Below are 24,475 nucleotides of genomic sequence, written 5' to 3' on the forward strand. Positions count from 1 at the left end.
GGACCTCATCAAAAGGGTGCGCGCCGACAACGGCGGTGCAACCTCGCATGCTACGTGTGCGGGCAGGGCAAGCGACCCTGCCAAACGTCGTGCCTTGCTGCGGAACGAAGGTGTCAGGCGTGGTGCCGTCGTTGCCGCGCGGCCCGCGGCACCCGCGGCTACTTGCCCATGCAGCGCTTCCAGCGCTCGTTGACCCGCTGCGCAAACCAGGCAGTGGTCAGCGTGCGGGTGATCTTGGGGCTGTCCAGGGTGATGCCGGGCAGCACGGCACGCGGTAGCGGCTTGCCGGCACTGCGCTCGGCCAGTGCGAATACCTGGCGATACAGCTCGGTGTCTTCGAAATCGGCCGCGTTGCCGGCTTCCAGGGCGCGGCGCAGCTGCCGGTCGCTCATCGCCAGCTGGCTGCCCAGCGCACGTGCGGCGCGTTCGGTGCCGCCGGGTGCCTCCAGGCTGGCGCCGGGCGTGAGCAGGTCGCCGTCCAGCGCAAGCGCGATCCCGCTGGCCTTGCTCAGCGCGGCCTGGAAGGCGGCATTGCGACTGGCGTACCAACCTGCGTTGAAGTCGGCAAAGCGGTACAGCAGCGCGTCGTAGCTGGCGGGGTAGCCCAGCAGATGGGTGGTGCCGAACCACAACCCGCCGCGGCGGCTGAACACCTCGTGGCGGATCGAGCTGTCGGGCGGGTACGGGTAGCGCGCGGCATGTTGTTCGGCAAACGCGATGCTCACCTGCATCGGCCCGGCGGTGTGCACCGGATTGAGCCCGTCGAACAGCCGCGCGCCCAGCGGCACGCTGCCGGTGAAGTCTTCGAAGATGCGGCTCAGCTCCTGCTCGGTGCGCGCTGCGGCGATACGGGTGGCATAACTGCGGCCATCCGGCGAGGGGATGCGCAGGGCGGCATCGACCATGAAGCCCGGGATGTGGTGCGCGCTGGCGCGGCGGTCGATCTCCGCGCGCGAAATCCTGCCGAGATTGGGCACGACCGGGTTCGCCTGGTAGGTCGACTCCTGCTCGGTCACCGCCAGCACGGCACAGATGTGATCGGCGCTGGTGTCCAATGCCTGCGACGACAGCGCGACGTAGACATCGTTGGCCCAGCCCGTGCGGTCGGGCAGGCTGGCCGGCAGGCGCCGCGCGATATCGGCCTTGACTGCCTCCGGCGAGCGTTGCGGCGCGCGCGGTGCCTGGGTGGCACAGGCCGACAGCAGCGCGACGGCCATCAGGGTGAGCAGGCGGTGCAGGGGCAAGGTCACGGCTTCTCCAGACGATCAGGGGCGGCAGCTGCCGTGCCGAAGTTTACGTGGCTGCGCCGTGGCGTCCGTCATGGGCGGTCGGGCAAGGCAGGTTTGCGCCGCGCATATCCCGATCGCGGCGATACGGCGGTGGCGTGGTGCTGGCGCTCGAAGTGTCTGTGCGCTGGGTGCTGCGGCAAGCCCGCATCGATCGACAGCACGTGACCGGCCTCCGCTACACGCCACGCGGCGCCGCAGAGCGAGGCGACGCGAGCAAGCGTCGTCCACCGCCCGCCGATCCGCAAAGCCGCCGCGTCATGAGACGCGACGGCCTGCTGGCCCCGCATGCAGACAACCCGGCGCGGCCAACCGCTTCATCCACCCGATTCAAGACTTGCATATTCCGGCCGATAACGGGCTCGACCATGAAAGCTTGTCACGGCCTCGGCCGCTTCCACAGGTCATCCTTGCAGCCGTATGCCATCGAGCACGCGCATTGCCGTGCAGCTCGCGCGATTCCACCGCTGTCCGACCACGGGAGTGCCTTCAGATGCCGCAGCAAACAGCCAGCCCCGGCCAGGTCAGGTGCAGTGCGGTGGCAAGCGTGTGCATGCGGTGTGGCCCCCCCTCGCAGTGAGGGGGCGCTGAGCATGCCTGCGATCGCCTGGCGCCGCCTGCTCGCTGCCTGCCTGTTGCTGTTGGTGAGCGCTACGGCCTGGGCGCAGCCGCAGCCCTGGAAGACCATCGAATCGGCCACGCTCGACGACCCGATGCAGGCGTTGCGGATCGCCCAGCGTGCGTTGCAGCAGGCCCGCGCCGATGGCGACCGCGATGCGCAGTTCTGGGCGCTGCTGGCGCAGGCGCGCGTGCTGATCTCGCTGGAAGACAGCGATGCGCGCCAGGCCGCGCTCACCCAGGCCCACGGCCTGCTGGACCAGTTGCATGGCAATGCGGCGCAGGCGCGGCTATGGCTGGACATCGTGCAGGCGCTCAGCGACGTGCGCGAAAACCCCAACCGCAGCATGGTGGCGCGGCTGAACGGCTTGCGTCAGCAGGCGCGCGCGCTGGGGCGCAGCGATCTGTTGTGCGAGATCGAAGCGGTCGACATGTGGAGCATGCTGGCCTCCGGGAGCAGCGACGAGGCATGGAGTGCGGCGCAGGCCAGTTACCAATGCGCCGCGCGCGAACACTTGCTTGGCCTGGAGCTGGATGGCCTGACCCAGCTGGGGTCGCTGGCCAGCCGCGTCGCAGGCCGGGTGGTCGACGACAACGACGCCCAGGATTATCTGCAACGTGCCCTGGCGCGCCTGCACGACCAGCCGGCACGCTTTCAGCGCAGCTTGATCGAATACGAATACGGCAGCGCGCTGGCACTGCAGCAACCGTCCGCCGCCTTGCTGCACTTCCGGCGCGCGCTGGCGCTCAGCCGCGAGCTGGGGGATCAGGCCGGCGTGGCCGCAGCGCTGACCAGCACCAGCGAAGCCTTGATCAAGACCGGCGATGCAGCGGCGGCGCTGGCCATGGCGCGCGAGGCGCTGCCGTTGATGCAGGCGCAGGGAAATATCGGCCGGGTCGCCGCCTGCCACGCGATCCTGTTGCAGGCCTTGACCGCACTGAAATCGCCCAGTCTCGGCAGCGCGATCGTCGCGGCCGAGGCGGCCGACGACCCGAACCTGAGCTTGAGTGGACGTGCGGAGCTGGTCGATGCCATCGCCCAGGCGCTGGCGGTGGAAGGGCGCCATGCCGAGGCCTACCAGCAGCTGCAGCGCGCCAACGCGCTGCGCGCGCAGAACCTGGACCGCCAGCGCGATACAGTGATGCTGCGGCTGCAGGCGCGCTATGAAGATGCCCGGCGCGAAGCGGAAAACGCCGAGTTGCGCCGTCGCAGCGAAACCGCGCAGCTGGCGCTGGAGGCACGCGAAGCCGGCCAGCGCGCCTTGTGGATCGCGCTCTGTGCCGCCTGCCTGCTGCTGGTGGGCGCGCTGATCGTGCTGGCATTTGTCGCACGCCATCGCCGGCAACTCTCGCGGCTGGCCATGCGCGACGAACTCACCGGCCTGCCCAACCGCCGCGCCATTCGCGCCGAGGCGCAGCAACAGATCGACCATGCCTTGCGCACCCACACGCCCTGCATGCTGGCCTTGATCGACCTGGATCACTTCAAGCTGATCAACGATGTGCACGGCCATGCCAGTGGCGATGCGGTGCTCAAGGCGCTGGCCAGCGCCTCGCAGCTGGCGTTGCGCGGCCACGACCGCCTGGGCCGACTGGGCGGCGAAGAATTCCTGCTGGTGCTGCCGGGCTGCGGTGTGGACGAAATTCCAGCGGTGTTTGCCCGGTTGCGCAATGCGGTGGCGGCGATCGAGATTCCCGGCTTGCCCGCACAGCGGCCGGTGCGCTTTTGCATGGGCGCGGTGAGCGTGACCCCGGCGGCAGGACTGGACGTGCTGTTGAGCCAGGCCGATCTGGCCCTGTACGCCGCCAAGACTGCAGGGCGCGATCAATGGGCGGTGTGCTGAGCCGCTGGCATGCGACGGGCAGTCTGTGAGCGGCGCTGCAGGCGCGATGCGCTCGGTGAGTGGTGCACGCGGCCGGCGTTCGTGCCGGACCCGCGCATCACCCCACGGACCGGGACCGGCCCGTTGCTAACTCGGTCGCCCGGACAGGTCGGCATGGCCTGAGCGGGCGAGCGATGGCCGCAGATGTTACTGGCGGGCTTGCTGCAGCGGAATCTTGTGCTCGGCGGAATATGCGCGCTGTGCGGTATTCAAGGCTTCCATGTCGGTATTGAGCTGGTTGGAGACCGATTCCAGATCCTTGGCCAAGGGCTCCAGCTCGGCATTGGTGTAGCCATCGGGCAGGGAGGCGACGCGTTCCAGCGCGGCCATCATCGTATCGGCGCTCTTGAGGTAGGCCGACAGTTTGGTGTCCAGGTCCTTGGCGTTGTCCGGCACGCCCGAGGCCACCGCGGTATTGGCCTGCGTATTGGCCGCCAATGCCTTGCGTTGGCTGCCCAGCGCCGTCTTGTACCCACCCAGCGGTTTGTGCGCGACGGCATCGGCGATCAGGCTCTGCCCGCGCTCGCCCGACACCCACGGGTCGATGATGGTCACCGCGCCATTCCAGACCGACACGTTGTGCAGCAGGTAATCGCTGGAAGACAGCTTGGATGCGCCGGACGTGACGCCGCCCCCGCACGCAGAGAGCAACAGGCTGAGGGAGACCAGCAACAGGGTGGTGAACGTCTTCAAAGTGAGATCCTTGATACAACGCGGTTGCCATCGAGTGGCGAACCCGCAGGAACTCAAGGAAGCGTCCGGACATCGGTATCGCGTTGTGCAGGCCATCTTCCTTGAGACGAATGCAGCGTGAAGCCTTCCATGCACGCAGTTGCGTACGCTGCGCCGGCAGTATAGCCGCACGTCTTGTCCATGCGTTGCAACACCAGCTCAGTGGCGGTGCGATCGCCTTCAATCCGCGCAGACAACCCTCAACGCCTGTGTCGCGCGCGATCGCTCACGTACACTGCGCGCCCCGCAGCTGCCTGGACACCCGGGTGAAAAAGCCCCGCACTGTCTCTCCGCCGGCGCGCACGCGTGGGCACCGTGCCCTCCAGACATGGTTGGTGCGCGCGGTGGTACTGGTGGTGACAATCGCATGTTGTGGACGGCTATGGCTGCTGCTGGAGGCGATCGCCCGACAGCGCTATGTCAGCGTCATCCGCGGCCGCCCGGCCAGGATCTTCCATGCCGACAGCGACCCGCAGCGGTTCTGGATTTCCATCGGCTGGGATGCCGCACTGACCTGCACGCTGTTGGCCCTCATCGTCTGGTTCGCTTACGCCGAGTGGAGCGCGTGTCGCCGCAGGCGCCGGTGAGCGCTGTGGTCGTCCGGAAAATAGTCGCCTGCGCTTGATGTGGTGCGTTCGTCCATGCCTGCAGGCAGGCATGTGTTGAGCGGACGCTGTTCACCGATGCAGCACGCGAACGCGGCAGCCGCGCTGCCGCACCGTACGCGTGCATGCCGTCGTCGTTATGGCGTGCGTTGCTTGCGCGCAGGCTTTTGCAGGTTGCGTTTGGGCCAGGTGTCGTAGCTATAGACGAACTGTTTCTGGTCGGCGCCGGCGGTGGGATCGCACTGCCAGGAGCTGGCAACGGTGCCGGGCTCCAGCACCCCGTCGACCTCGCGCACCGACTGCGATTCGAACGCGCAGATCGGCCCATAGCGGGCGACGTCCCAATCTGCGCGCGCGGTGGGATGCGCATGCTGCACCAACACGATGTCGCTGCCATTGAAGTGATGTACCTGCGCGCCGTGCTCGCGGTCGATGCTGAAGTAGCAGGGGGCATGCACACCCAGTGGCAGCACCTCGTTGTCGCGCAAGACCGCGCATTTGCCATCGCGTTCGCCCAGCCGGATCAGGCGCCCGGCCAGCGTTGCGGTGGTTACCGGATACCGCGCGGTGACTTCCGACATCGGCTGTGCCGGCGCGGTCTGCGCGCGTGCCGGGGCGCACAGCGCCATCAACGACGCAGCTAAAGAAAAGGTGGCCAGATGCGTGCGCATGCAACGTCCGTGTCGAGGGCGGTGCAGTATCGCAGATCGGCCCGGCGGCATGGCCGGGCCAGAAAACTAGCGCCGCACAGGCAGCGTGGCGAGCACGCCATCCAGCGCGAGCTGGGCGGTAAAGCCGGCCTTGGTCAGGCGCTTGGCCACTTCATTGGGCACATCGCGGCCGCTGGTGAGTCTGTTGGGCGCGCCGGTGTAATGAAACAGCCGCCCGCCGCGGCGCAGGACGCGCGCCAGTTGGTCGTAGAACACCTGCGAATACAGCTCGCCGGCGATACCGAAACGTGGCGGGTCATGCAGGATGGCGTCGACCGAATCGTCCGCCAGCGTGGCGATCTGCTGCGATACGTCGGCATGGGTGAGGTGCAGGCGCCCGCCGGCATCGGCCGCCTCCGGATTCGGCGACCACGGGTTGAGGGTGCGCAGCCACAGCACGTCCGCGTTCTTTTCGAAGGAGAGCAACTGCGCCACGCCGTCTTCCAGCGCGCAGGCCGCGAAATACCCCAGGCCGCCGCAGGTGTCCAGCACGATCTTGCCGCGTGGGTTCACCAGCGCCACCTTGCGGCGCGCATCTTCGAACGGCGATATCTGTGCAGACGGCAGCATCTTGATGCCATCGATCTCGAAGGTGGGCGCGCCCCATTCGGTCGGTACCAGTTTGATCAGTGCACTGCCGAAGCGCGAGATCGGCGCAAAATCGTCGCCACCCCAGAAATACACCGTGCGGTCCTTGAGCTTGCCCGGATAGGGAAAGCCCATGCCCCGCCACTGCCATGTCTGTGCATCGAGCTGCACGGTATCGCTGCCGCGGCCCAGATCCAGCGACCCGGTCCAGGAGGCAAGGCCGGCGCTGCGTGCGGCCAGCAGCGCCTGGGCATCGGGAAGGGTGAGCAACGGTCCGGAGTAGTGGGTCACGTGGTCGCAGGGGAAGAGCTTGGCGGCATCGTAACCGACGAGGCGACGAGTTAAAAACGTGGTGATGCATGCGCGATACATTGCAGCGTTTGCTGGCTCTGGCGGGGAACGGCGCGACTTGCACGCGGTGCCTGCCCAGGGATGATGGGCCTGGCCTGCGACGACGGGGATGACGCGCCAGGCCCCCACGACTGCCGGCCCTTGCGCGAGCTCCGCCCAGGTTCGCTCACGTACGGTCTTGCGCGAGCGCCCCTGCACGCCTGGCGACGGTCCACGGCCAGGCGCTCAGGGCAGGCGTCTTCGCACGATCTGGCATGGGCGCCTTGGGACGAAATAGCGGGATCATCCGGCCAGCAGGCCGCACGCACACTGCATAATGGCTGCGTTCCCCGCGCTCCTTCCGCGTGGGGCGTCATCGAAGGCACGAGGCGCGTGATGCTCAAAGGTGTGCTGCTCGGTTTTGCGTGTTATGCGGCCTATTCGATCAGCGATGCCTTCGTCAAGCTGCTCGAAGGGACGCTGCCCGTGTACGAGGTGCTGTTTCTCGGTGCCTTGCTGATGCTGTTGGCGGTGCCGTTCCTGAAGAAGCCCGACGACCAGCTGCGCGAACTGGTCGTGGCTAAGCAGCCGGCATTGTGGCTGCTGCGCGCGCTCACCGGCGCCATCGGTAATCTCACCTCGGTGATTGCCTTCACCACCTTGCCGATGGCCGAAGCGTTTGCGCTGATCTTCCTGATGCCGATCTTCGTCACCGTGCTGTCGGTGGTGTTTCTGAAAGAGGAAGTGCGCTGGCGGCGCTGGACGGCGGTGATCGTCGGCTTTATCGGTGTGCTGATCGTACTGCGCCCCGGGTTTCGGCATCTCACCCATGGCCATGTGGCGGCGATCGTGTGCGGCCTGGTCGGTGCGATCTCGGTGATCGCCCTGCGCATGGCCGGGCATAGCGAAAAACGGTTGACGCTGTACGGGGCCGGCGTGATCGGGCCGTTGGTGATGGGCGGCATCCTGATGCTGCCGAGCTTCGTCTGGCCGTCGCTTTACCAATGGGGCCTGCTGGCCGGTTACGGCCTGCTTGCGGGGCTGGCGGCCATTTGCATGATGTACGCCACGCGGCTGGCGCCGGTCAGCGTGGTGGCGCCCACGCAATACAGCCAGATGCTATGGGCGATCGCGTTCGGCTACCTGCTGTTCCACGACCATCTGGACTGGCCGATGGGCGTGGGCATCGCGCTGATCCTGGGCGCCGGCCTGTTTACCTTGATCCGCGAAGAACAGGTATCGCGCTGGTGGCGGCGAACCAAGATCGTTTAGGCAGGCGCTGTGCGCCTCGGGATTTGGGATCTGGGATTCGCAAGAACAAGAGCAAGCGCTTCAGCGCGTCGCGACATGAGCGCAGCAGCGCTGTTGCGACTCCCGAATCCCGAATCCCGAATCAAGGCCTGCGCCAGGCCTCGACAATACGAACATACTCGCCGCTGGCCTTGCTCAGGTGCAGCCACTGGTCCACATAGGCTTTCCATGCGGTGTCATCGCGTGGCAGCAGGAAGGCTTTCTCGCTGTATTGCAGCGGCTGCTCGGGTGCGATGGCACATAGGCCAGGCAGGCGAGCCTGTTGGTACACAGCTTCGGATGCGTCGGTGATCATGACATCGGCGCGTCGCTCCAGCAGCTCCTCAAAGATGGTGGTGTTGTCGGCAAACAGCCGCAGCTGCGCGCGCGGCAATTCGCGCCGTGCGAAGGCTTCGTTGGTGCCGCCCGGCGGTTCTATCACGCGCACTTCGGGGCGATTGAGCTGGGCAACGCTGCGATAGCGTGCCTGGTCGGCGCAGCGCACCAGCGGGATCTTGCCGTCCACATCCAGCACCGCGCTGAAGCTGGCCTGGCGCTGCCGTTGCAAGGTCACCGAAATACCGCCAACGGCAATCTCGCACCGGTCGGCCAGCAGGTCGGGCAGCAGCTGCGGCCAGCTGGTGCGCACAAAACTGGTCCGCACGCCGAGACTATCGGCCAGCGATTGCGCCAGCGCGATATCGCTGCCTTCAAAGCTGCCGTCGGCGCGCAACAACGTATAGGGGCGATAGTCGCCGGTGGTGCATACACGCAAGACGCCGGCGTGCAGCACCGCATCCAGCCGAGACACCGGCGTGGCAGCGTGCGCGGTACCACAGGTCAGCAGAAGTGCGAGCAGGATGCGACAGCGCATGGCATGGTCTCGGGGATGAGGACGCATGATAGCGATGGTCGGGCGGGCGGCGCTGGACCGTTGCGATGTCGCCGGTGGCAGGCGGTGCCCCCGTGCCGGTGCGCTGCGTGCTGTCGGTCACAGCGGTGTTGACATGAACGATAGGCGACGCGGTGCTCCGTGTGCCACGCGTGGCCGCCGCGCCTCGTCGCGGAGCGACGTCAACATGGCGTTACGGCTCCCGCCGCCCGGCTCACAACCCGGTAGCGCCTTCCGGCCTAGCGTCGCCGCATCACCCGAACGCACGGACTCAGTCATGCACCTTACCTCTCGCATTGCACGCCCCATGAGCAGCTTTGCTGCTGCCATGTCGGTCCATGGCACCCCGGATCCGGATACGAACGGCGACGAGATCCCCGTCGAGGAGGTGCCGCAACAAGGCGGCCTGCGCGAGGAGGTGGGCAATCTCGACGAGGAAGACGATCAGGCCTTGCCGGGGCGTGTCGGCGGTGGTCTTGCCGGCGGGTGAGGGCGTAATGGCAAGTTGCGCAGTCGTGCTGTTTGCATGAGGCGAGCGAGCTGTGTCTTGTCTGGAGACGAATGCCGTACAGCGACGCTGTTTGCAACGTTGCTGGCTCAAGGCGCATTGCCTGAAAGACGACGTCGTGAAGAGATGAATGCCTCCGGCCGACGATGCACATGCCGAGGCTCTGCGCCTTTCTCTTACTCACAACCCCACTCGGCGTTCGGGCCTGCGCCAGCGGCGCGGGCACTTCAGGGCTTGCCGGTCGAATGACGCAAGCAACGCCCTCGCCTCGACAGGAGAGGGGCGTTGATCGTTTCGCCTAGCGTAGACCGCGTTGAGTTCCTCGCTTGCGCGTGACCGATGTGCCAGCGACGCATTACGCCACTGCGAATCCCGAATCCAAAATCCCGAATCACGGAAACTGCACACTGCCAGGCTGGAAATACGCAGGGTGGCTGCCGTCTTCGTAGAGTGCCGGAATCGTGTCCAGGATCGCCTTGCCGCGGATATCGGTGATGCGGATGGACAGCGGTTGGTTGCCCAGTTGTTCGCCGAGGAAATGGTTGTAATCCATCTTCTGCAGGCTCTTCCAGGTGGTGCCTTGCTTTACTTCGAACTTGACCACCGGGTAGGCATGGTTGCGTACCTGGATCGCGGCCCACCAGCGTGAGCTGCCCTCCTTGATGCGGTACTGCACATTGCCGGTGACCGGTGCGCGCACAACCTTCCAGCTGATCGGGATGCGCCCGTCCACCATGTTGCCGATCGCCGCGAACGCGTTATGCGACAGGTCCAGACCACCGGACGCGCCTTCCGGATACAGGTCGGTGACATACACGGTGGTCTTGCCTTTGGGGCCGGTCACTTCCAGATAGGCGCCAGCCATCGCGGCCTTGACCCCGCCGAAGTTCAGCTGCGTTGGGTTGAGTGCGGTGATGAACGCGGTGCTCGGGATCGGATCCAGCAGCAGCGCACCGCCGGAATATCCGGAGCCGGTATACGTCGCGATGCCGGTGAAGGTGCTGTCCCAGGTCGTGGCCTTGCTGACGTCCTTTGCACCAGCACTTTTTGCAGATGGGGCGATAAAGGCTGGCGGCGCGATGCCCCAGGCCTGGTGCAGCACCTGCAACTTGTCAGCGCGCGGGCTGCCGTCTGGCGCCAGCAGGCCGCCGTTGTTGGCATTGCCCACCTCCCAGCTGCCGAGAACCGCGCTGCGCAATCCGGTGTTGGCAAGATAGGCGCTCAGTGCGGTTTGCCATGCCGGGTCGCGCGGATCGCCATCGCCCAGACCGCCGCCAATGCTGACCGGGACCACGGCGTGGTCGCGCGCAAATTGTCCGAAGTCGCGTTGCCAGGTGGCAGGCAACCGCTGCGCAAAGTCCGGCGCTGCAAACGCGTCGACCGTGTCGCGATCCGGGCCGGCCAGCTTCGGCATCAACACCAGATGTCGCGCTGCGATACGTAGCGGCACGCAGGCCAGCGGCTGCAGATTGCTGCCAGCGGCCTTGCGTGCAGGGTCGCTGCACACCACGTTGCTCCCTACGCCTTCCACGCCCACCACCCAGCGTGGTGCCTGGGCAAGCACGCTGGCGGCCGCGCGCGATGCGATGCGATTCCAGTCCGCCTCCGCGGCATTTCCTGCCCAACTGGCATTGCGATATCCGCTGCTGCCAAGATCGATGCCGATGACACCGGTGGTGTCGCGGTAGCGATGTGCAAGGCCGGTCAGACCGCGCATCCATGTCTGCTGCTGCGTGCCCAGTTGCGGTGCACTGTCATCGCAGCGGCCATCGGCAAATGCGAATATCACCTGCAGCCCGCGTCCGGTGGCGGCACGCACCACCGCATCGAGCAACTGCGATGCATCCAGCCCACGCAATGCCGGGTCGCCGGCAACCTCTGCCGCCGCCACTGGTCTGGCCTGCAGCGCCGCTGCGCACACCGGCACACGCACGGTATTGATATCGGCAGCCTGCATCTGATCCAGAACCTGCGTCAGCGTGCTGTCGCGCAAACCGGCAGCGGCCAGCGCAGTGCGATCAAAGCCGGGCCAGGTTACCCCGCGGATTTGCAGCGCCTGGCCGTGCGCATCGACGAGTCGGCCCTGCGGATCGACTTGCACCGCCGGTGCGTTCACGGGGGCGAGCAACGCGAGGGCGAGCAATAGATGGGTGCGCGATTGCATGGAAGTCTCCTGGGTGGCGGCTACGCAGCAGACCAGCTATTGCCGCATGCGGTCCGTGCGCGCAGTCAAGGAAGCGGGCGGGAGTGTGCGCAGCACCGTAAGCAGACTGCCGCACTGGAATGGGGATCGCTGTTTGTGCGAGATGCCGCACGAATGTCATATGGCTCGGCATAGTCGTCCCGGATGGCGAGTGTGCCGCTGGCTGCTGGTCGGTGCATGACAACCACACGCTGCACTGTGTGGATGACAGTCCGTGGACAGATGGACTGGCAGCGCATTGCAGCCGCGGCGCACTTCAATGCAATGGACGCCATGCATGCTTGGATCGCAGCGTGCCGCCGACAAGTGCCACGCAGCAGACCTGACCTACCGATGCACTCGCAGATGGCCAGCGGCCGGTGGCTGCGTGACGGCGACGATCAACGCACCATGTTGGGGCGGGTACTCCCCTGCTGTGGCGACTTCGGTCGTGCGAACGGCAGCTGCATCAAACGCTGGTGCCGGCGGGCGCGATCTCGTATTTTTGACGACTTGTTCACTTGCCGGTGCCGTGCCAATGTCCGATCCGTCCGCACCCGATCAGTTGCAACGCAGCTTGTCCAATCGCCACCTGCAGTTGATCGCGATCGGTGGGGCGATCGGTACCGGCTTGTTCATGGGCTCGGGCAAGACGATCAGTCTGGCCGGGCCGTCGATCCTGTTCGTCTACCTGATCATCGGCGCGATGCTGTTCTTCGTGATGCGCGCGATGGGCGAGCTGCTGCTGTCTAACCTGGACTACAAGTCGTTCATCGATTTCTCCACCGACCTGCTCGGGCCGTGGGCCGGGTTCTTCTGCGGATGGACGTACTGGTTCTGCTGGATCATCACTGCCATCGCCGATGTGATCGCCATTGCCGCGTATGCGCAATTCTGGTTTCCGGGCCTGGCACCGTGGATTCCGGCGATTCTGTGCGTGCTGTTGCTGCTGGCATTGAATCTGGTGACGGTGAAACTGTTCGGCGAGATGGAGTTCTGGTTTGCGCTGATCAAGATCATCGCCATCTGCGCGTTGATCGTCACCGGCGCCGGACTGGTGGCCTGGGGTTTCCGCTCGCCGTCGGGCAATGTGGCCTCACTGAGCAATCTGTGGAACGACGGCGGCATGTTCCCGATGGGCATCGGCGGCTTTTTTGCCGGTTTCCAGATCGCGGTGTTCGCCTTCGTCGGTATCGAGCTGGTGGGCACCACCGCCGCAGAAACCGCCGACCCGCGCCGCAATCTGCCCAAGGCGATCAACTCGATTCCGGTCCGCATTTTGATCTTCTACGTGCTGGCGCTGGTGGCGATCATGGCGGTCACGCCGTGGCGGCAGGTGGTGGCCGACAAGAGCCCGTTCGTGGAGTTGTTCGTGCTGGCCGGCGTGCCGGCGGCAGCGAGCCTGATCAACTTCGTGGTGTTGACCTCGGCCACCTCGTCGGCAAACAGTGGCATCTTTTCCACCAGCCGCATGCTCTATGGTCTTGCCGAAGAACGACATGCGCCAAAGGGGTTCGCAACACTCTCGCGCGCTGCGGTACCGGCACGCGGCCTGCTCTTTTCCTGCGTGTGCCTGCTGCTGGGCGCGATGCTGGTGTACCTGATTCCCAACCTGGTCACTGCGTTCACGCTGGTCACGACGTTGTCGGCGGTGCTCTTCATGTTCGTGTGGTCGCTGATCCTGTGCGCCTACATCGCGTACCGGCGCAAGCGACCGGAGCAGCATGCCGCTTCGGCATTCAAGATGCCTGGCGGCGTACTGATGTGCTACGTGTGCCTGGCGTTCTTCGCCTTCGTTCTGGTGCTGCTGACCCTGCAGGCGGACACGCGCCAGGCCTTGCTGGCCAGCCCGGTGTGGTTCCTGATCCTGGCGATCGGCTATGCGGTGAAGCAGCGGCAGATCCGTGCCTGAGCGGTCGGCGTGGCAGGGCCGGCACGGCGTGACCCGCCGGCATGACCGGCGCGGTACTGCACTGCCCGTCCGTATATCGCCATGTGCGCCGCCGCTTTAGTTGGGCTTGCTCGACGAGTGCTGCAACGCAGGCTCCGCATGGGCGGACGATGCGTTTGCGGCTGCACATCGCCGCGATGAAGGCCACTGTCAGCTGAGCGTGCTGGTGCATTGGCGTTGACGCCGATGAGGCGGGGCCGGATGCTCGCGGCCATCCACCGCCACGGCCTGCCGCATGATCACGATCCACCCGATTGCCGGAACCCATCACGCACATGGGTACTGGGTCGACCTGTGCCAGCCGACCCCGCAGGAGTTGGACGACACCGCCAAGCGGGTGGGGTTTGCGCTGCCCGATCGTGCCGCCATCGGCGAGATCGAATTCAGTAGCCGGGTGCGCCGCCAGGGCGATGTGCTGTTCCTCAACGTGCCGCGCTTTCAGGACGACGATGGTCCGACCGCGCCGCTGGGCTTTGCGCTATCGCCGAGCATGCTGGTGACCCAGCGCGAGCAGCGCATCGGCTCGTTCGACGCCTTGGTCGCGCGGCTGGAGCACGAGCCCTGCCACAGTTCCGACGACTTGCTGCTGCGCATGTTCGATCAATTGGTCGGGCGCCTGGCAGACCGGCTGGAGGCGCTCGAAGCCCAGGTCACCGAAACCACCCAGCAGGTGTTCGACAAGCCGCACAAAACCCGTGACCTGGAGCGCATGCTGCACCAGGTCGGCGGCATGGGCCGCCAGCTGGGCGGGCTGCACAATGCAGGGCAGGGCATGCTGCGCCTGATCACCTATCTGGATGGCGCTGCCCCGGACTGGTTCGCCGCCGATGCGGCCAAGCGTATCGGAATGCTGCACAAGGACCTGACCACCCTGAGCGAATTCCAGCAGCACATGGACGACCGCATCGAGTTCCTGCTCGACAGCGTGCTGGGGATGATCAACATGGACCAGAACAACGTGATGAAGGTGATGGCGGTGGCCTCGGTGGTCGGCATCCCGCCCACCGTGCTGGTCGGCATCTGGGGTATGAACTTCGCCTACATGCCCGAACTGAAGGGGCACGACAACTATTTCTGGGCGCTGGGCGTCATCGCGCTGAGCGTGGTGATTCCGCTGGCATGGTTCCGCAAGCGCGGCTGGGTGTGATCCATGAGAACCGTAGGGGCGCACCCGGGCGCGATATGGCGTTACCGGTAAGGTCCTCGCGCCCAAGGGCGCTCCTACAACGTGCCGCCAGCGCAATCATCTGATGCGCACGATGTCGCGACCACGCACTGCCAAGCCAGTGCAACTCGGAAGCTGTGCAGCCCGCGGCAGAACGCAGGAAACCGTAGGAGCGCACCTGGGCGCGATGTAGCATTACCGGTAAGGCCCTCGCGCCCGGGGGCGCTCCTACAACGTGCCGCCAGCGCAAGCATCTGATGCACACGATGTCGCGACCACGCACTGCCAAGCCAGTGCAGCTCGGTGGCTGCGCAGCACGCGCCAGACGACCGGAACCCGTAGGAGCGCACCCGGGCGCGACGTGGCATTACCGGTAAGTCCCTCGCGCCCAAGGGCGCTCCTACGACTTGCCGTGCGCAAGCATCTGTTGCGCACGATGTCGCGACTACGCACTGCCAAGCCAGTGCAGCTCGGTATTTGCGCAGCCCGCGACAGAACGCAGGAAACCGTAGGAGCGCACCCGGGCGCGATGTGGCGTTATCGGTAAAGCCACATCGCGCCCGGGGGCGCTCCTACAGGGTGGGCCGGGATGTGCCGCTGTCACTGCGCACCGCGTCGTGACTGGAAAACTGCCTAGCTGCGTAGCGTGTGATGCGCATTGTCTCTTGCTGCCGGGTGGCCTGAATCAGCCCTTGGCCTGGAAACTGGCTTCTTCGTACGGCTGCACCACCACCCAGCCTTCGCCGGCGAAGCGCATCTGCAGGCTTTCGCCCGAGCCGCGGCCAAACAGCGTGCCGATCGACACGTCGGTCACCAGCTCCGGGGTCAGCGTGCCCGACCAGGCCACGGTGGCGTTGGGGTCGGTGAACACCGGGCCGCTGGCGGCGGTGACCGGCAGGGTCAGCGGCTCATAGTGCGAGGTGATCGCCACGATGCCGTGGCCGCTCAGGCGCACGTTGAACAGGCCGCCGGACAGCATGCCTGCCACTTTGCGCATCATCGTGATCTTGTGTTCGACACCGGACTCGAACGCCAGCACATCGTTGCCGTTGACGAAGATCGCCTCGCCATTCAAACGCAGCAGCGTTACCAGCTTGCCGAGGTCGGCCAGATACACACGGCCCTGGCCTTCGGCCTTCATCAGCTGCATGCCTTCGCCGCTGACGGCCTTCTTCAGCAGGTTGCCCAGGCCCTGTTCCAGCAGACCCTCGCGGGTGAACTTGACGTTGCCGGTGCGCGCGACCATGGCGCCGGCCTTGGACCACACCATGCCGTCCAGGCGCACTTCCAGCAGATGCGGGTTTTCCAGTTCGAACGGATCCGGGCTGAGGTCCTTTTCCTTGGAGTGGGCAAGAAATTCGTTGAGCGATCGTACGGCCATGCGTTCCATCCTGGAGTGAAAGAATGCGCATGATACGCGGCCTGGATGTCGGCAGCCCTCGCCTGCGCACGCAGGAGCTTGCGCTTGCCGCAGCTCGATGCGGCGTTGCACGCGGCGTCTCAATGCCACACCCAACCTCGCACGTTGCCGAACGCGTTTAAAGTGCGGTTCCTCTGAACAGACGCGATTTGCATGGCAATACGACCCAAGCTGTGGATCTGTGCGGTGCTGGTGGCCACCGCAACCGCATTGCTGGCGACATGGTGGTGGGTGCCGGCGCCAAGGGCCTTGCCGCAGGCGCAGGGTCCGGCTGCGACGCCATTGGGATGGCGGGCGCAGTTGCAGTGGGTGGCCGGCAACGGTGTGCGTGGCGCGCAGGATGGCCGCGCGACCGAGGCGCAGTTTGCCGACCCCTACGGCCTGGCGATCGACGCGGATGGCGCGCTGTACATCGCCGACGGCGGCGACAACAACCGCATCCGCGCCATGCTTCCCGACGGCAGCGTGCAGACGCTCGCGGGCGGGCGCGAAGGTTTTGCCGATGGCACGGGCGCGGCCGCGGCGTTCAATACGCCATCGGGGATCGCCTTCGACACGGCCGGCAATCTGTATATCGCCGACACCGGCAATCATGCGATCCGCAAGCGCACACCACAAGGCGTAGTGACCACGCTGGCCGGCGACGGCCGTGCCGGGTTTCGCGATGGTGCCCCGGCGCAGGCACGCTTCAATGGGCCGATGGGCGTGGCGGTGGATGCGCAGGGGCGCGTGTATGTCGCCGACACCTACAACGATCGCATCCGCGTGATCGCGCCCGATGGACAGGTCCGCACGCTGGCCGGCGGCGCCTTGCCCGGCATGGCCAATGGCGTCGGCGATCAGGCGCGCCTGGATACGCCGACCGACCTTGAGGTGGATGCGCACGGTGTGGTGTGGGTGGCCGACATGCGTAACGACGCGATCCGCCGTGTCGCCCCCGATGGCAGCGTCAGCACCTTGGTCGGTGGCGATCCTGCCGACCTCAGTCCGCTGCTGTATCGGCCGATGGCGCTGGCCATCACGCATGACGGCGTGCTGTACGTGGGCGATGCAAGCGGGCGCGTGCTGCAGGTGACGCGTGCCGGGCATGTGGTGACGATGAGCGGCGAGGACGTGATGCAACGCCTGTCGCGCCCGGCGGGGATGGCGGTGGATGCGCAGGGCGTGGTGTACGTCAGCGACGCGGGCAGCGCGCGCGTGCATCGGTTGGTGCCGGCAACTGCGGCCAACGCGGATGCCGCGCCCGTGGTCGGGCCGGCCGATGCGCAGCCCTTACCCGTCACCCAGGGCCGCTGGCCGTTACAGCCGCAGACCGGCTGGCATGAAGTGGTGGGCACGCTCGGCGAGGTGCGCGGCAACTACCAGGGAGTCAGTCGCGATCATCTGCATGCGGGCCTGGATATCCGCGGCGACGTCGGCCAGACGGTCGTTGCGGTTGCCGATGCCAAGGTGTCCAGTCCCAACGCCAGTTGGGGGCTGGGGCAATTGAGCGAAGGTCTGGCACTGGACACGATCGGCTACATCCATCTGCGCGTGGGCCGTACCGCGCAAGGCAAGCCGCTGGATCCGGAACGCTTTCATCTGCTGGCCGACGCCGACGGCAAACCCGAGCGTATGCGCGTACTGCGCGGTGCGCGATTTCGCGCCGGCGATGCACTGGGCACGCTCAATGGCATGGCGCATGTGCATCTGACTGTTGGTGCCAACGGCTTCGAGCGCAATGCGGTGCAGCTGGGGTTTGTCGGCTACGCGGATCATGTGGCGCCGCATGTCGACAAGCTGAGTCTGCTCGATGCTGCGGGACAGCCATTGCCGGTGACCAACGGCGTGGTGCAGGTACCGCGCGCGGCGGGGGTGCAGATCGTGGTCGAGGCGTGGGACCAGGTGGATCGCAATTTGCCGCGTCGTCGTCTGGGGCTGTACGCGCTCGGTTATCAGGTGCTGGATGCGCAGGGCACGCCGCTGGCCGGCGAAGCGGAGCCGCGCATGACGATCGTGTTCGACCGCATGCCCAGCGACCCGGATGCCGTCTTGACCGCCTACGCGCCCGATAGCGGTATCACCGTGCATGGCAGCGCGGTGACGCGGTTCCGCTACATGGTCGGCAACACGGTGCGCGATGGCCGTCTTGGCAGCGGGCAGTGGCAAGCCGGTGCGCTGCCGCCGGGCGACTACGTCCTGCGCATCACCGCGCGCGATTACAGCGGCAACACGGCGACCGCCAATCGGGATCTGCGCGTGCGGGTGGAATGACGCATAGGGCCTTGCGTTGATGACGAGGCAGCGCATCGGTGACACATGCGGGGCGTAGGCCGCTGTGCATGACGTCGCTGCGATCGGGATTGGATCCACATGCATGCCCGGCACTCAGCTGCATCGCACGCTCCGCGTTGAAGGTGCGTCGCAAAACACGCTGCCAGGTTGCCTGCGCCGTGCTTCTGAGATCAGCGTCGGATTCGTGGCATTGCCGCTTGGCTAGATTGGTCCTGCAGAAAACGTCTTTACGTTGTTCAAGGAGTGGGCCGATGCGCGTTGTTCGTGGCAGTGGAGTGGATGGGGGCTGGTCTGGAATGTCGCTGCGTGGCGGCGCAACCGCGTCACTGTTGACCCTGGCCGCTGCTGCGACCGGCTTGCACAGCGCACCCGTGCAGGCGGCAGTGGGGCCGGGTGTGGTGAGCGGCGACACCATCGTGCACGATCCGTCGATGCTCAAGTTGAGCGATGGGCGTTACTACATCTATGCCACCACCGGCGTGGTCACCAGTACCGACCGGACCAAGTTCAGCAATGCGGGTGCGATCTTCAGCAGCATGCCGAGCTGGGTGCGCAGCTACAACCCGGACAACCAGCTGTGGGCGCCGGATGTGTCCTTCCACGGCGGCAAGTACCTGATGTATTACACCGCCTCCAAGTTCGCCACCAACACCTCGGCGATTGCGCTTGCCAGCAGCAGCACCGGCAAGCCTGGCTCGTGGAAGGATCAAGGCATCGTCTACACCTCCAAAAGCAGCGACGACTACAACGCCATCGACGGCAATCTGGTAGTGGACGGTAACGGCAAGTGGTGGCTGGCGTTCGGCTCGTTCTGGTCGGGCATCAAGCTGATCCAGCTCGATCCGGGCACCGGCAAGCAGCTGTCCGGCAACACGACGCGCTACAGCCTGGCGAGCCGGCCGTCCCCGGGCGCGGTGGAGGCACCGTTCATCCAGCAGGCCAATGGCTGGTACTACCTGTTCGTGTCGTTCGATGCGTGCTGCAAGGGCGCCAGCAGCACCTACAAGATCGCGGTGGGGCGTGCGCGCTCGGTGACCGGGCCGTATCTGGATCGCGCCGGTGTGGACATGCGCAACGGCGGCGGCACGGTGATCCAGTCCGGCTTGGGCAGCATGCATGGGCCAGGCGGGCAATCGGTGTTCCGCGATGGCGACGGCGACATCCTGGTCTACCACTACTACGACGACCGCGGCGACGCGCGCCTGGGCATCAATCGGCTGGGGTATGACGGCAGTGCATGGCCGGTGGTGCAGTAGCAGCGATCAATGGGCACGCTGCTGCTCCCTGCAATGGCGCAGCGATCGGGCGATGCGTGTTGCCGTGATCTGCCGGCGCTGCCGACTGCCGAAACTACGCTGCCGCCAGCGCCGCCGAGCAATGCCCGGCATCCGCTGGCGCACGCTCAGCGCGTGGCCGCTTCGGGCTTGCGCACGCGTTTGGCCGGCGCCGCCTGGGTCGCTGAGTCCGGATACAGATTCAACAGCATCAAGGTCACGCCATTGGTCCAGCCAAAGCCGTCCTGCAAGGCGTATTCGCCGCCGCCGCCACCGGCCGCATCGGCATCCAGGCCGTATTTTTCGACCAGCTTGTGCTCGCGCGCGAACAGCGCCTGCACCTGGGTGAGGAAACGTTCGCCGATGGTGCGCGCCAGTGCGTCTTCGCCGTAGCGACGCAAGCCGTCCACCGCCACCCACTGCAGCGGCGCCCAGCCATTGGGCTCGTCCCATTGCTGGCCGGTCTTCACCGCGGTGGTGGCCAGGCCGCCGGGGCGTAGCAGACGCGCGCGCACCACGGTGGCGGTGCGCTTGGCATGGGCATCCGACGCCAGGCCTGCGAACAGCGGATACAACGCAGCGGCGGTGACCTGGTCGCTGAGCGTGCGGTTCTGCCAGTCGTAGTCGGCGTAGTAGCCGGCGGCGTTCCACAGATGCGCCTCGATGGCCTGCTTGCGTTGCTGCGCCAGTGCGGCGTAATCGAGCGTGCACTCGGCGCCCGGCTGCGTACACGCCTGCGCCAGGGTGCGCTCCAGGTGATACAGCAGGCTGTTGAGATCGATCGGGATGATGGCGGTGGTGCGGATGGTGCGCAGGTTCTGCCCATCGGCCAACCAGCGGCTGGTGTAGTCCCAGCCGCTCTCGGCACCGGCGCGCAGGTCGCGGTAAACCTCGGCGGCGGGACGGTCCTTTACTTCGGCTGCGGTGCGGGTGTCGTGGAGCCAGGCCTCTGGACGCGGCGTGTCGCGCTCGTCCCAATAGCGGTTGAGCACGCTGCCATCGGCCAGGCGCACCACATGGCGCGCGGCTTCGCCGGGCTGGAGCCCGTCGCTGCCCTGCATCCAGTACGCGTATTCCTTTTGCAGCTGCGGCAGATACCGCTGATAGACCGCCTCGCCTTCCACGCCGGCCTGCAGTTCCACCATGTAGGAGAAGAACGGCGGCTGCGAGCGGCTGAGGTAGTAGCTGCGGTTACCGTTGGGGATATGCCCGTAGGTATCGATCAGGTAGGCGAAGTTGTCCAGCATCTGACGGCTGAGCGTGGTCTCGCCGCTCTTCACCAGGCCGAGCATGGTGAAGTAGGAATCCCAGTAGTACACCTCGCGGAAGCGCCCGCCCGGCACCACGTACGGGTGCGGCAGCGCCAGCAGGCTGCTGTGCGGTGGCACGTGGGTCTGGCTGCGCACCAGCTTCGGCCACAACAGGTCGATGTGTTCGCGCAGTGCCGTGTCCTGGCGGATGGCGTCGGTCTGCACCGGCGGCGATTCTTCGAAATTGGCATCCACGAACTTGCGCAGATCGAAGCCGGGGTGATCGTGCTGCGCCAGATAGTCGGCATTGATCAGGGCCGGGTCGCGCAGCGGCAGGAAGTCGACGAAATGCTTCTGGTCGTCGAACAGCTCGCCGCTCTGCACGGCCTGGAACAGTTCCGGGTAGGCCACATCGGGCGTCGGCGGCGTGGACGCAGGCGCATTGACGACCGGAGTGTCCATCGGCGCGGCAGTCAGCGTGCATGGCGCGACGAACATGCTCAGCGACAGGCCAAGCAGCGACGTGCAGCACGGGGGCGCGGCAGAACTCATGGCATCTCCAGAACGGGCAGTGGCGTCAGGCATGGTAAACGACCGAAGTGGCAGGCGGGACCGCGTGCGCTGCCGCAACGCCGGCAGACTTCGCGCAGTGACAACGGGATTCAGCAAGGTGATCCGGCGCGCCGCCGCAACGTGCGCCAATCCAGGCGTATCGGCGCCGATCCAGTCAGCTTGAGCGGCGCGCCGGCGTGCTGAGTCCAATGCCATCGCTGCAAGAAGTGCGCCAGCGCACGACAGGCAAGCGGCAAGCGCGCATGGCCGAGGTCGACGACATGCCCGCGGATGATGGCGCTGCGCGCGCGCAGGTGCCGACGTCGGCTTGTCTGCGTCAGTGCCGGGCCCGGGACTGCCCGGCCGATCATCGGGCACCGGCCAGCGCGCCGTGGCTGCGCGATGGGTGATCGGTAGAGCCGGGGCCTGCGCTCAATGTGAATGGCGACTGGTCCCTGTCGAGCAGACAACGAATTTCAAACGCGCATAAACGCCGCGACCGCTAGATTTGCGCGCTCCGCACCAGGGTTGGTGGTGCGGTGCCCGTCTCTTACCTTATCGGTCTCCCGCATTGTGATCACCCGCAGGAAGGAAGCGCTTGTCGCGCATGTTGCTGCAGCCGCATGCACGGGCGCCATCCTATTTTTTCTTGCGTGCCTGTTGCTGTACATGCCGGCTCCGCGTCTGGCCGTGCAGCAGGATGAAAGCCTGCAGGTGTATTTCCTGCCGCGTCCGCAGGTGACGCCGCCGGCGCCGCCGGTCGAGCCGCCGCCGCAGGAGCAGCTCAGGCGGCAACAACGCGCCAGCGCCGCTTCCGCATCGGCCGCCCGTCGTGCGCCGCCGCCCACGCGCACCCCGCCGCCGCAGCGTCAGGTCGCGGCCGCCAACGCGCCGGCCGATGCATCGATGGCAGCGCAGCTGTATACCCGCGAGGGCCGTCTGCGCATGCCGCTCGACACCAAGGTGGACCCGATGGCGCAAGGCGGCGCAGTGCCGCCGGGGATGACCGACGCGCGCGCGCAGGGCAAGGCGCGCAACGTGATGGAGCGGGTCAACCCGGTGCAGTACCAGGACACGCGCTTTGCCAAGGATTGGAAGAGCGACGGCACGCTGGGTGACGTGGCGATGCAGGAAATGAATCGCGGCATGAAGAAGTTCAACGACATGCTCAACGGGCCGCAGACGCAGGTGGCCAAGGCGCGCCCGCCGCCGGACGTGCGCTTCAATCCGGCGCTGGCCGCAAATCAGGCCGACATGGGCAGCGAAGCCACCGGCGATGCGTACAAGGCCGCGCCGATCGCACACGAAACCTTGCCCGACCTCAAGGGCGAAGCCAGCCGCCGCATCCGCGAGGCATTGGCGACGCTGGAACAACGCAGCGCACGCTGCGATGGGTCCAGGCGCAAATTGCTGCTATCGCCGGTCCGCACGCATCTGTCCGACCTGGAGCGCGCCGAACACGCGCTCAACAATGGCGCCGACCCGGTGATGGCTGCACAGCTGTTGCCACGTCAGGCCGACAGTGCCTACGACCTGGCGCGTCGCGCGCTGTGGTATGCCGACCGGCAATTGAAGCAGTGCGCGGTGGGGTAGGTGGGACGTTTGCGCTACGGCGTAAATCCGACGGAACGCTACGGCGCCACGGCGGTCCGCCGAGCGCTACTGTGAGCCCCTCTCCCGCCGGGAGTGGGGCTACGGCTACGGCAGCGAAGCAGCGGCCTAGGCCAGACTCTGCCGGTAGCGATCCTTCTCTGCGCTCAGCGCAATTTCCGCGCGTAAAAAGACCTGGCCGATCGGCTCGTCGGCGCGGGTGGCTTGCGCGTGGCCGAGCAAGACCGTCAGTCCCAGCCCCTGTTGCAGCTGCGCGACGTCGCGCAGCTGCTGCAGCGTGCGGTCGGCATCGGGGCCACGCAGGACGGCGATGAATTCCGCGCTGTCGGTGACCCGGTCGATACTGTTGCCCGGCCCCTGCACGAGTGCGGCGAATGCCTGATCGAGCTGTTGCAAGTTGCGGCCAAGCAGGCGCTCGCTCTGGCGTTCGGCCAATGCGGCCAGTTCTTGCACTTCCAGGATCACCAGCTGGTAGGGCGCCTCGGCAGCCAGCGCGGTCGCGGCGGCAGCCGCGGCCGGCTGCAGGATGGCGGCACGCTCCTGGTGCAGCGCCTCCTGGCGTGCGTCCAGCAGGTGCATGGTGACGCGGGCCAGCGCCTGCAGGCCGGTACGCTGGTGTTCGTTGAGCGTGCGCGGTTCGGTATCGAGCACGCACACGGTGCCCAGCGCCACGCCTTCGGGCGTCACCAACGGCATGCCTGCGTAGAAGCGTGCGCCGGTGTCGCCGGTGACCACGGAAATATCGCGGAACCGCGGGTCCTGGGTCAGGTCCGGCACTTCCATCAGCTGGCTCGGGTCGCGAATGGCGTGGTCGCACACCGCCTGGCTGCGGTCGGTCTGTTGCAGCCCCAGTCCAAGTTGGGCCTTGAACCACTGACGGTCGCGGTCCACCAGCGACATCAGTGCAATGGGCGTATCGCATAGCGATGCGGCCACCTGCACGATGTCCTGATACGTATCTTCCGGCAGGCTGTCGACGATGCGATACCCATCGAGGACCTGCTGGCGGGAGGCTTCATCTGCCGTCGGCATCTCTTTCATCGGATCAGCCAAACACCTGTCGAGGAGAGCGGCCAACCTTAAAGGACTGGCCGATAACGTGGCGTGGATAGGATGGGCGCCGCCGCTGGAGATCGAAGTGATGCAGCGACGTGCGGGGTGCAATGATGATCGCCCACGGCCCGGCGTGTACTGCTGCAATCGCCAGTCAATGCAACACGCCGGCAATCGCGCAGCCGGGGTGGCGCGATGCCGGTAGCGGCGCGATCGGACTGCGCGCCCGCCAATCACTCGATCGAGCACTGGAACAGCCGGCCATCAACCGATCAACCGGATCAACCGGCAAATCCCCCAA

At 66.3% G+C, this 24,475-nt stretch carries 18 protein-coding genes; 9 read left to right on the forward strand and 9 right to left on the reverse strand.

Translation table 11 applies throughout. The features are described 5' to 3' along the window. Positions 1 to 158 precede the first annotated feature (158 nt). Positions 159 to 1,217 carry a DUF1615 domain-containing protein gene (locus FHY19_RS17745; protein WP_259167715.1) on the reverse strand — a complete coding sequence of 353 codons (1,059 nt, stop codon included), beginning with the start codon at positions 1,215 to 1,217 and terminating at the stop codon, positions 159 to 161. Between the two features lie 656 nt (positions 1,218 to 1,873). Here FHY19_RS17745 and FHY19_RS17750 point away from each other — a divergent pair. After that, on the forward strand, positions 1,874 to 3,748 hold the full coding sequence (locus FHY19_RS17750) for a GGDEF domain-containing protein (protein WP_259167717.1): 1,875 nt from the start codon (positions 1,874 to 1,876) through the stop codon (positions 3,746 to 3,748). Between the two features lie 186 nt (positions 3,749 to 3,934). Here FHY19_RS17750 and FHY19_RS17755 read toward each other — a convergent pair whose 3' ends face one another. Continuing rightward, positions 3,935 to 4,480 (reverse strand): hypothetical protein, encoded by a 546-nt coding sequence (locus FHY19_RS17755; RefSeq protein ID WP_259155432.1) that lies wholly within the window; start codon positions 4,478 to 4,480, stop codon positions 3,935 to 3,937. A gap of 305 nt (positions 4,481 to 4,785) precedes the next feature. Here FHY19_RS17755 and FHY19_RS17760 point away from each other — a divergent pair, with 305 nt between their 5' ends. Beyond that, entirely contained in the window at positions 4,786 to 5,106 is a 321-nt protein-coding gene (locus tag FHY19_RS17760; protein WP_259155431.1) for a hypothetical protein, read from the forward strand. A gap of 155 nt (positions 5,107 to 5,261) precedes the next feature. Here the strand turns inward: FHY19_RS17760 and FHY19_RS17765 are convergent, their stop codons facing one another. Then, the gene (locus tag FHY19_RS17765) at positions 5,262 to 5,795 is read right to left on the reverse strand and encodes a hypothetical protein (RefSeq protein WP_259155430.1); all 534 of its coding nucleotides are present in this window, start codon (positions 5,793 to 5,795) and stop codon (positions 5,262 to 5,264) included. Between the two features lie 66 nt (positions 5,796 to 5,861). Beyond that, a complete protein-coding gene (locus FHY19_RS17770) occupies positions 5,862 to 6,713 on the reverse strand; it encodes an MnmC family methyltransferase (protein ID WP_259167525.1) in 852 nt (283 codons plus the stop codon). A gap of 435 nt (positions 6,714 to 7,148) precedes the next feature. Here FHY19_RS17770 and FHY19_RS17775 point away from each other — a divergent pair, with 435 nt between their 5' ends. Continuing rightward, positions 7,149 to 8,024 (forward strand): DMT family transporter, encoded by an 876-nt coding sequence (locus FHY19_RS17775; RefSeq protein WP_259167526.1) that lies wholly within the window; start codon positions 7,149 to 7,151, stop codon positions 8,022 to 8,024. A gap of 121 nt (positions 8,025 to 8,145) precedes the next feature. Here FHY19_RS17775 and FHY19_RS17780 read toward each other — a convergent pair whose 3' ends face one another. Then, positions 8,146 to 8,916, reverse strand: coding sequence for a transporter substrate-binding domain-containing protein (locus tag FHY19_RS17780; protein WP_259167527.1), 771 nt, complete (start codon positions 8,914 to 8,916; stop codon positions 8,146 to 8,148). Between the two features lie 295 nt (positions 8,917 to 9,211). Between FHY19_RS17780 and FHY19_RS17785 the strand changes: the two genes are divergently transcribed. Further along, positions 9,212 to 9,424 carry a hypothetical protein gene (locus FHY19_RS17785; RefSeq protein WP_259167528.1) on the forward strand — a complete coding sequence of 71 codons (213 nt, stop codon included), beginning with the start codon at positions 9,212 to 9,214 and terminating at the stop codon, positions 9,422 to 9,424. A 409-nt stretch (positions 9,425 to 9,833) separates the two neighbouring features. Here FHY19_RS17785 and FHY19_RS17790 read toward each other — a convergent pair whose 3' ends face one another. After that, positions 9,834 to 11,606, reverse strand: coding sequence for an expansin EXLX1 family cellulose-binding protein (locus FHY19_RS17790; RefSeq protein ID WP_259167529.1), 1,773 nt, complete (start codon positions 11,604 to 11,606; stop codon positions 9,834 to 9,836). Positions 11,607 to 12,162: 556 nt separating this feature from the next. Between FHY19_RS17790 and cycA the strand changes: the two genes are divergently transcribed. Further along, complete coding sequence (gene cycA, locus FHY19_RS17795; protein ID WP_259155425.1) at positions 12,163 to 13,536, forward strand: D-serine/D-alanine/glycine transporter; 1,374 nt, start codon at positions 12,163 to 12,165, stop codon at positions 13,534 to 13,536. A 274-nt stretch (positions 13,537 to 13,810) separates the two neighbouring features. Then, on the forward strand, positions 13,811 to 14,722 hold the full coding sequence (locus tag FHY19_RS17800; RefSeq protein WP_259167530.1) for a CorA family divalent cation transporter: 912 nt from the start codon (positions 13,811 to 13,813) through the stop codon (positions 14,720 to 14,722). 703 nt (positions 14,723 to 15,425) lie between these two features. Here the strand turns inward: FHY19_RS17800 and FHY19_RS17805 are convergent. Next, positions 15,426 to 16,121, reverse strand: coding sequence for an AIM24 family protein (locus FHY19_RS17805; protein ID WP_046964488.1), 696 nt, complete (start codon positions 16,119 to 16,121; stop codon positions 15,426 to 15,428). Positions 16,122 to 16,313: 192 nt separating this feature from the next. Between FHY19_RS17805 and FHY19_RS17810 the strand changes: the two genes are divergently transcribed. Next, the gene (locus tag FHY19_RS17810) at positions 16,314 to 18,413 is read left to right on the forward strand and encodes an NHL repeat-containing protein (RefSeq protein WP_259167531.1); all 2,100 of its coding nucleotides are present in this window, start codon (positions 16,314 to 16,316) and stop codon (positions 18,411 to 18,413) included. Positions 18,414 to 18,685: 272 nt separating this feature from the next. Further along, positions 18,686 to 19,690 carry an arabinan endo-1,5-alpha-L-arabinosidase gene (locus tag FHY19_RS17815; RefSeq protein WP_259167532.1) on the forward strand — a complete coding sequence of 335 codons (1,005 nt, stop codon included), beginning with the start codon at positions 18,686 to 18,688 and terminating at the stop codon, positions 19,688 to 19,690. A 146-nt stretch (positions 19,691 to 19,836) separates the two neighbouring features. On the opposite strand, the gene treA is transcribed toward FHY19_RS17815, so the two are convergent. Further along, complete coding sequence (treA, locus tag FHY19_RS17820; protein ID WP_259155420.1) at positions 19,837 to 21,510, reverse strand: alpha,alpha-trehalase TreA; 1,674 nt, start codon at positions 21,508 to 21,510, stop codon at positions 19,837 to 19,839. 573 nt (positions 21,511 to 22,083) lie between these two features. Here treA and FHY19_RS17825 point away from each other — a divergent pair. Next, positions 22,084 to 23,103 carry a hypothetical protein gene (locus tag FHY19_RS17825; protein ID WP_259167533.1) on the forward strand — a complete coding sequence of 340 codons (1,020 nt, stop codon included), beginning with the start codon at positions 22,084 to 22,086 and terminating at the stop codon, positions 23,101 to 23,103. Between the two features lie 126 nt (positions 23,104 to 23,229). On the opposite strand, the gene FHY19_RS17830 is transcribed toward FHY19_RS17825, so the two are convergent. Then, positions 23,230 to 24,198, reverse strand: coding sequence for a GAF domain-containing protein (locus FHY19_RS17830; RefSeq protein ID WP_326521151.1), 969 nt, complete (start codon positions 24,196 to 24,198; stop codon positions 23,230 to 23,232). Between the last annotated feature and the right edge of the window lie 277 nt (positions 24,199 to 24,475).

The sequence above is a fragment of the Xanthomonas sp. 4461 genome, assembly GCF_024806475.1.
In the GTDB taxonomy this organism is placed as follows: domain Bacteria; phylum Pseudomonadota; class Gammaproteobacteria; order Xanthomonadales; family Xanthomonadaceae; genus Xanthomonas; species Xanthomonas arboricola_F.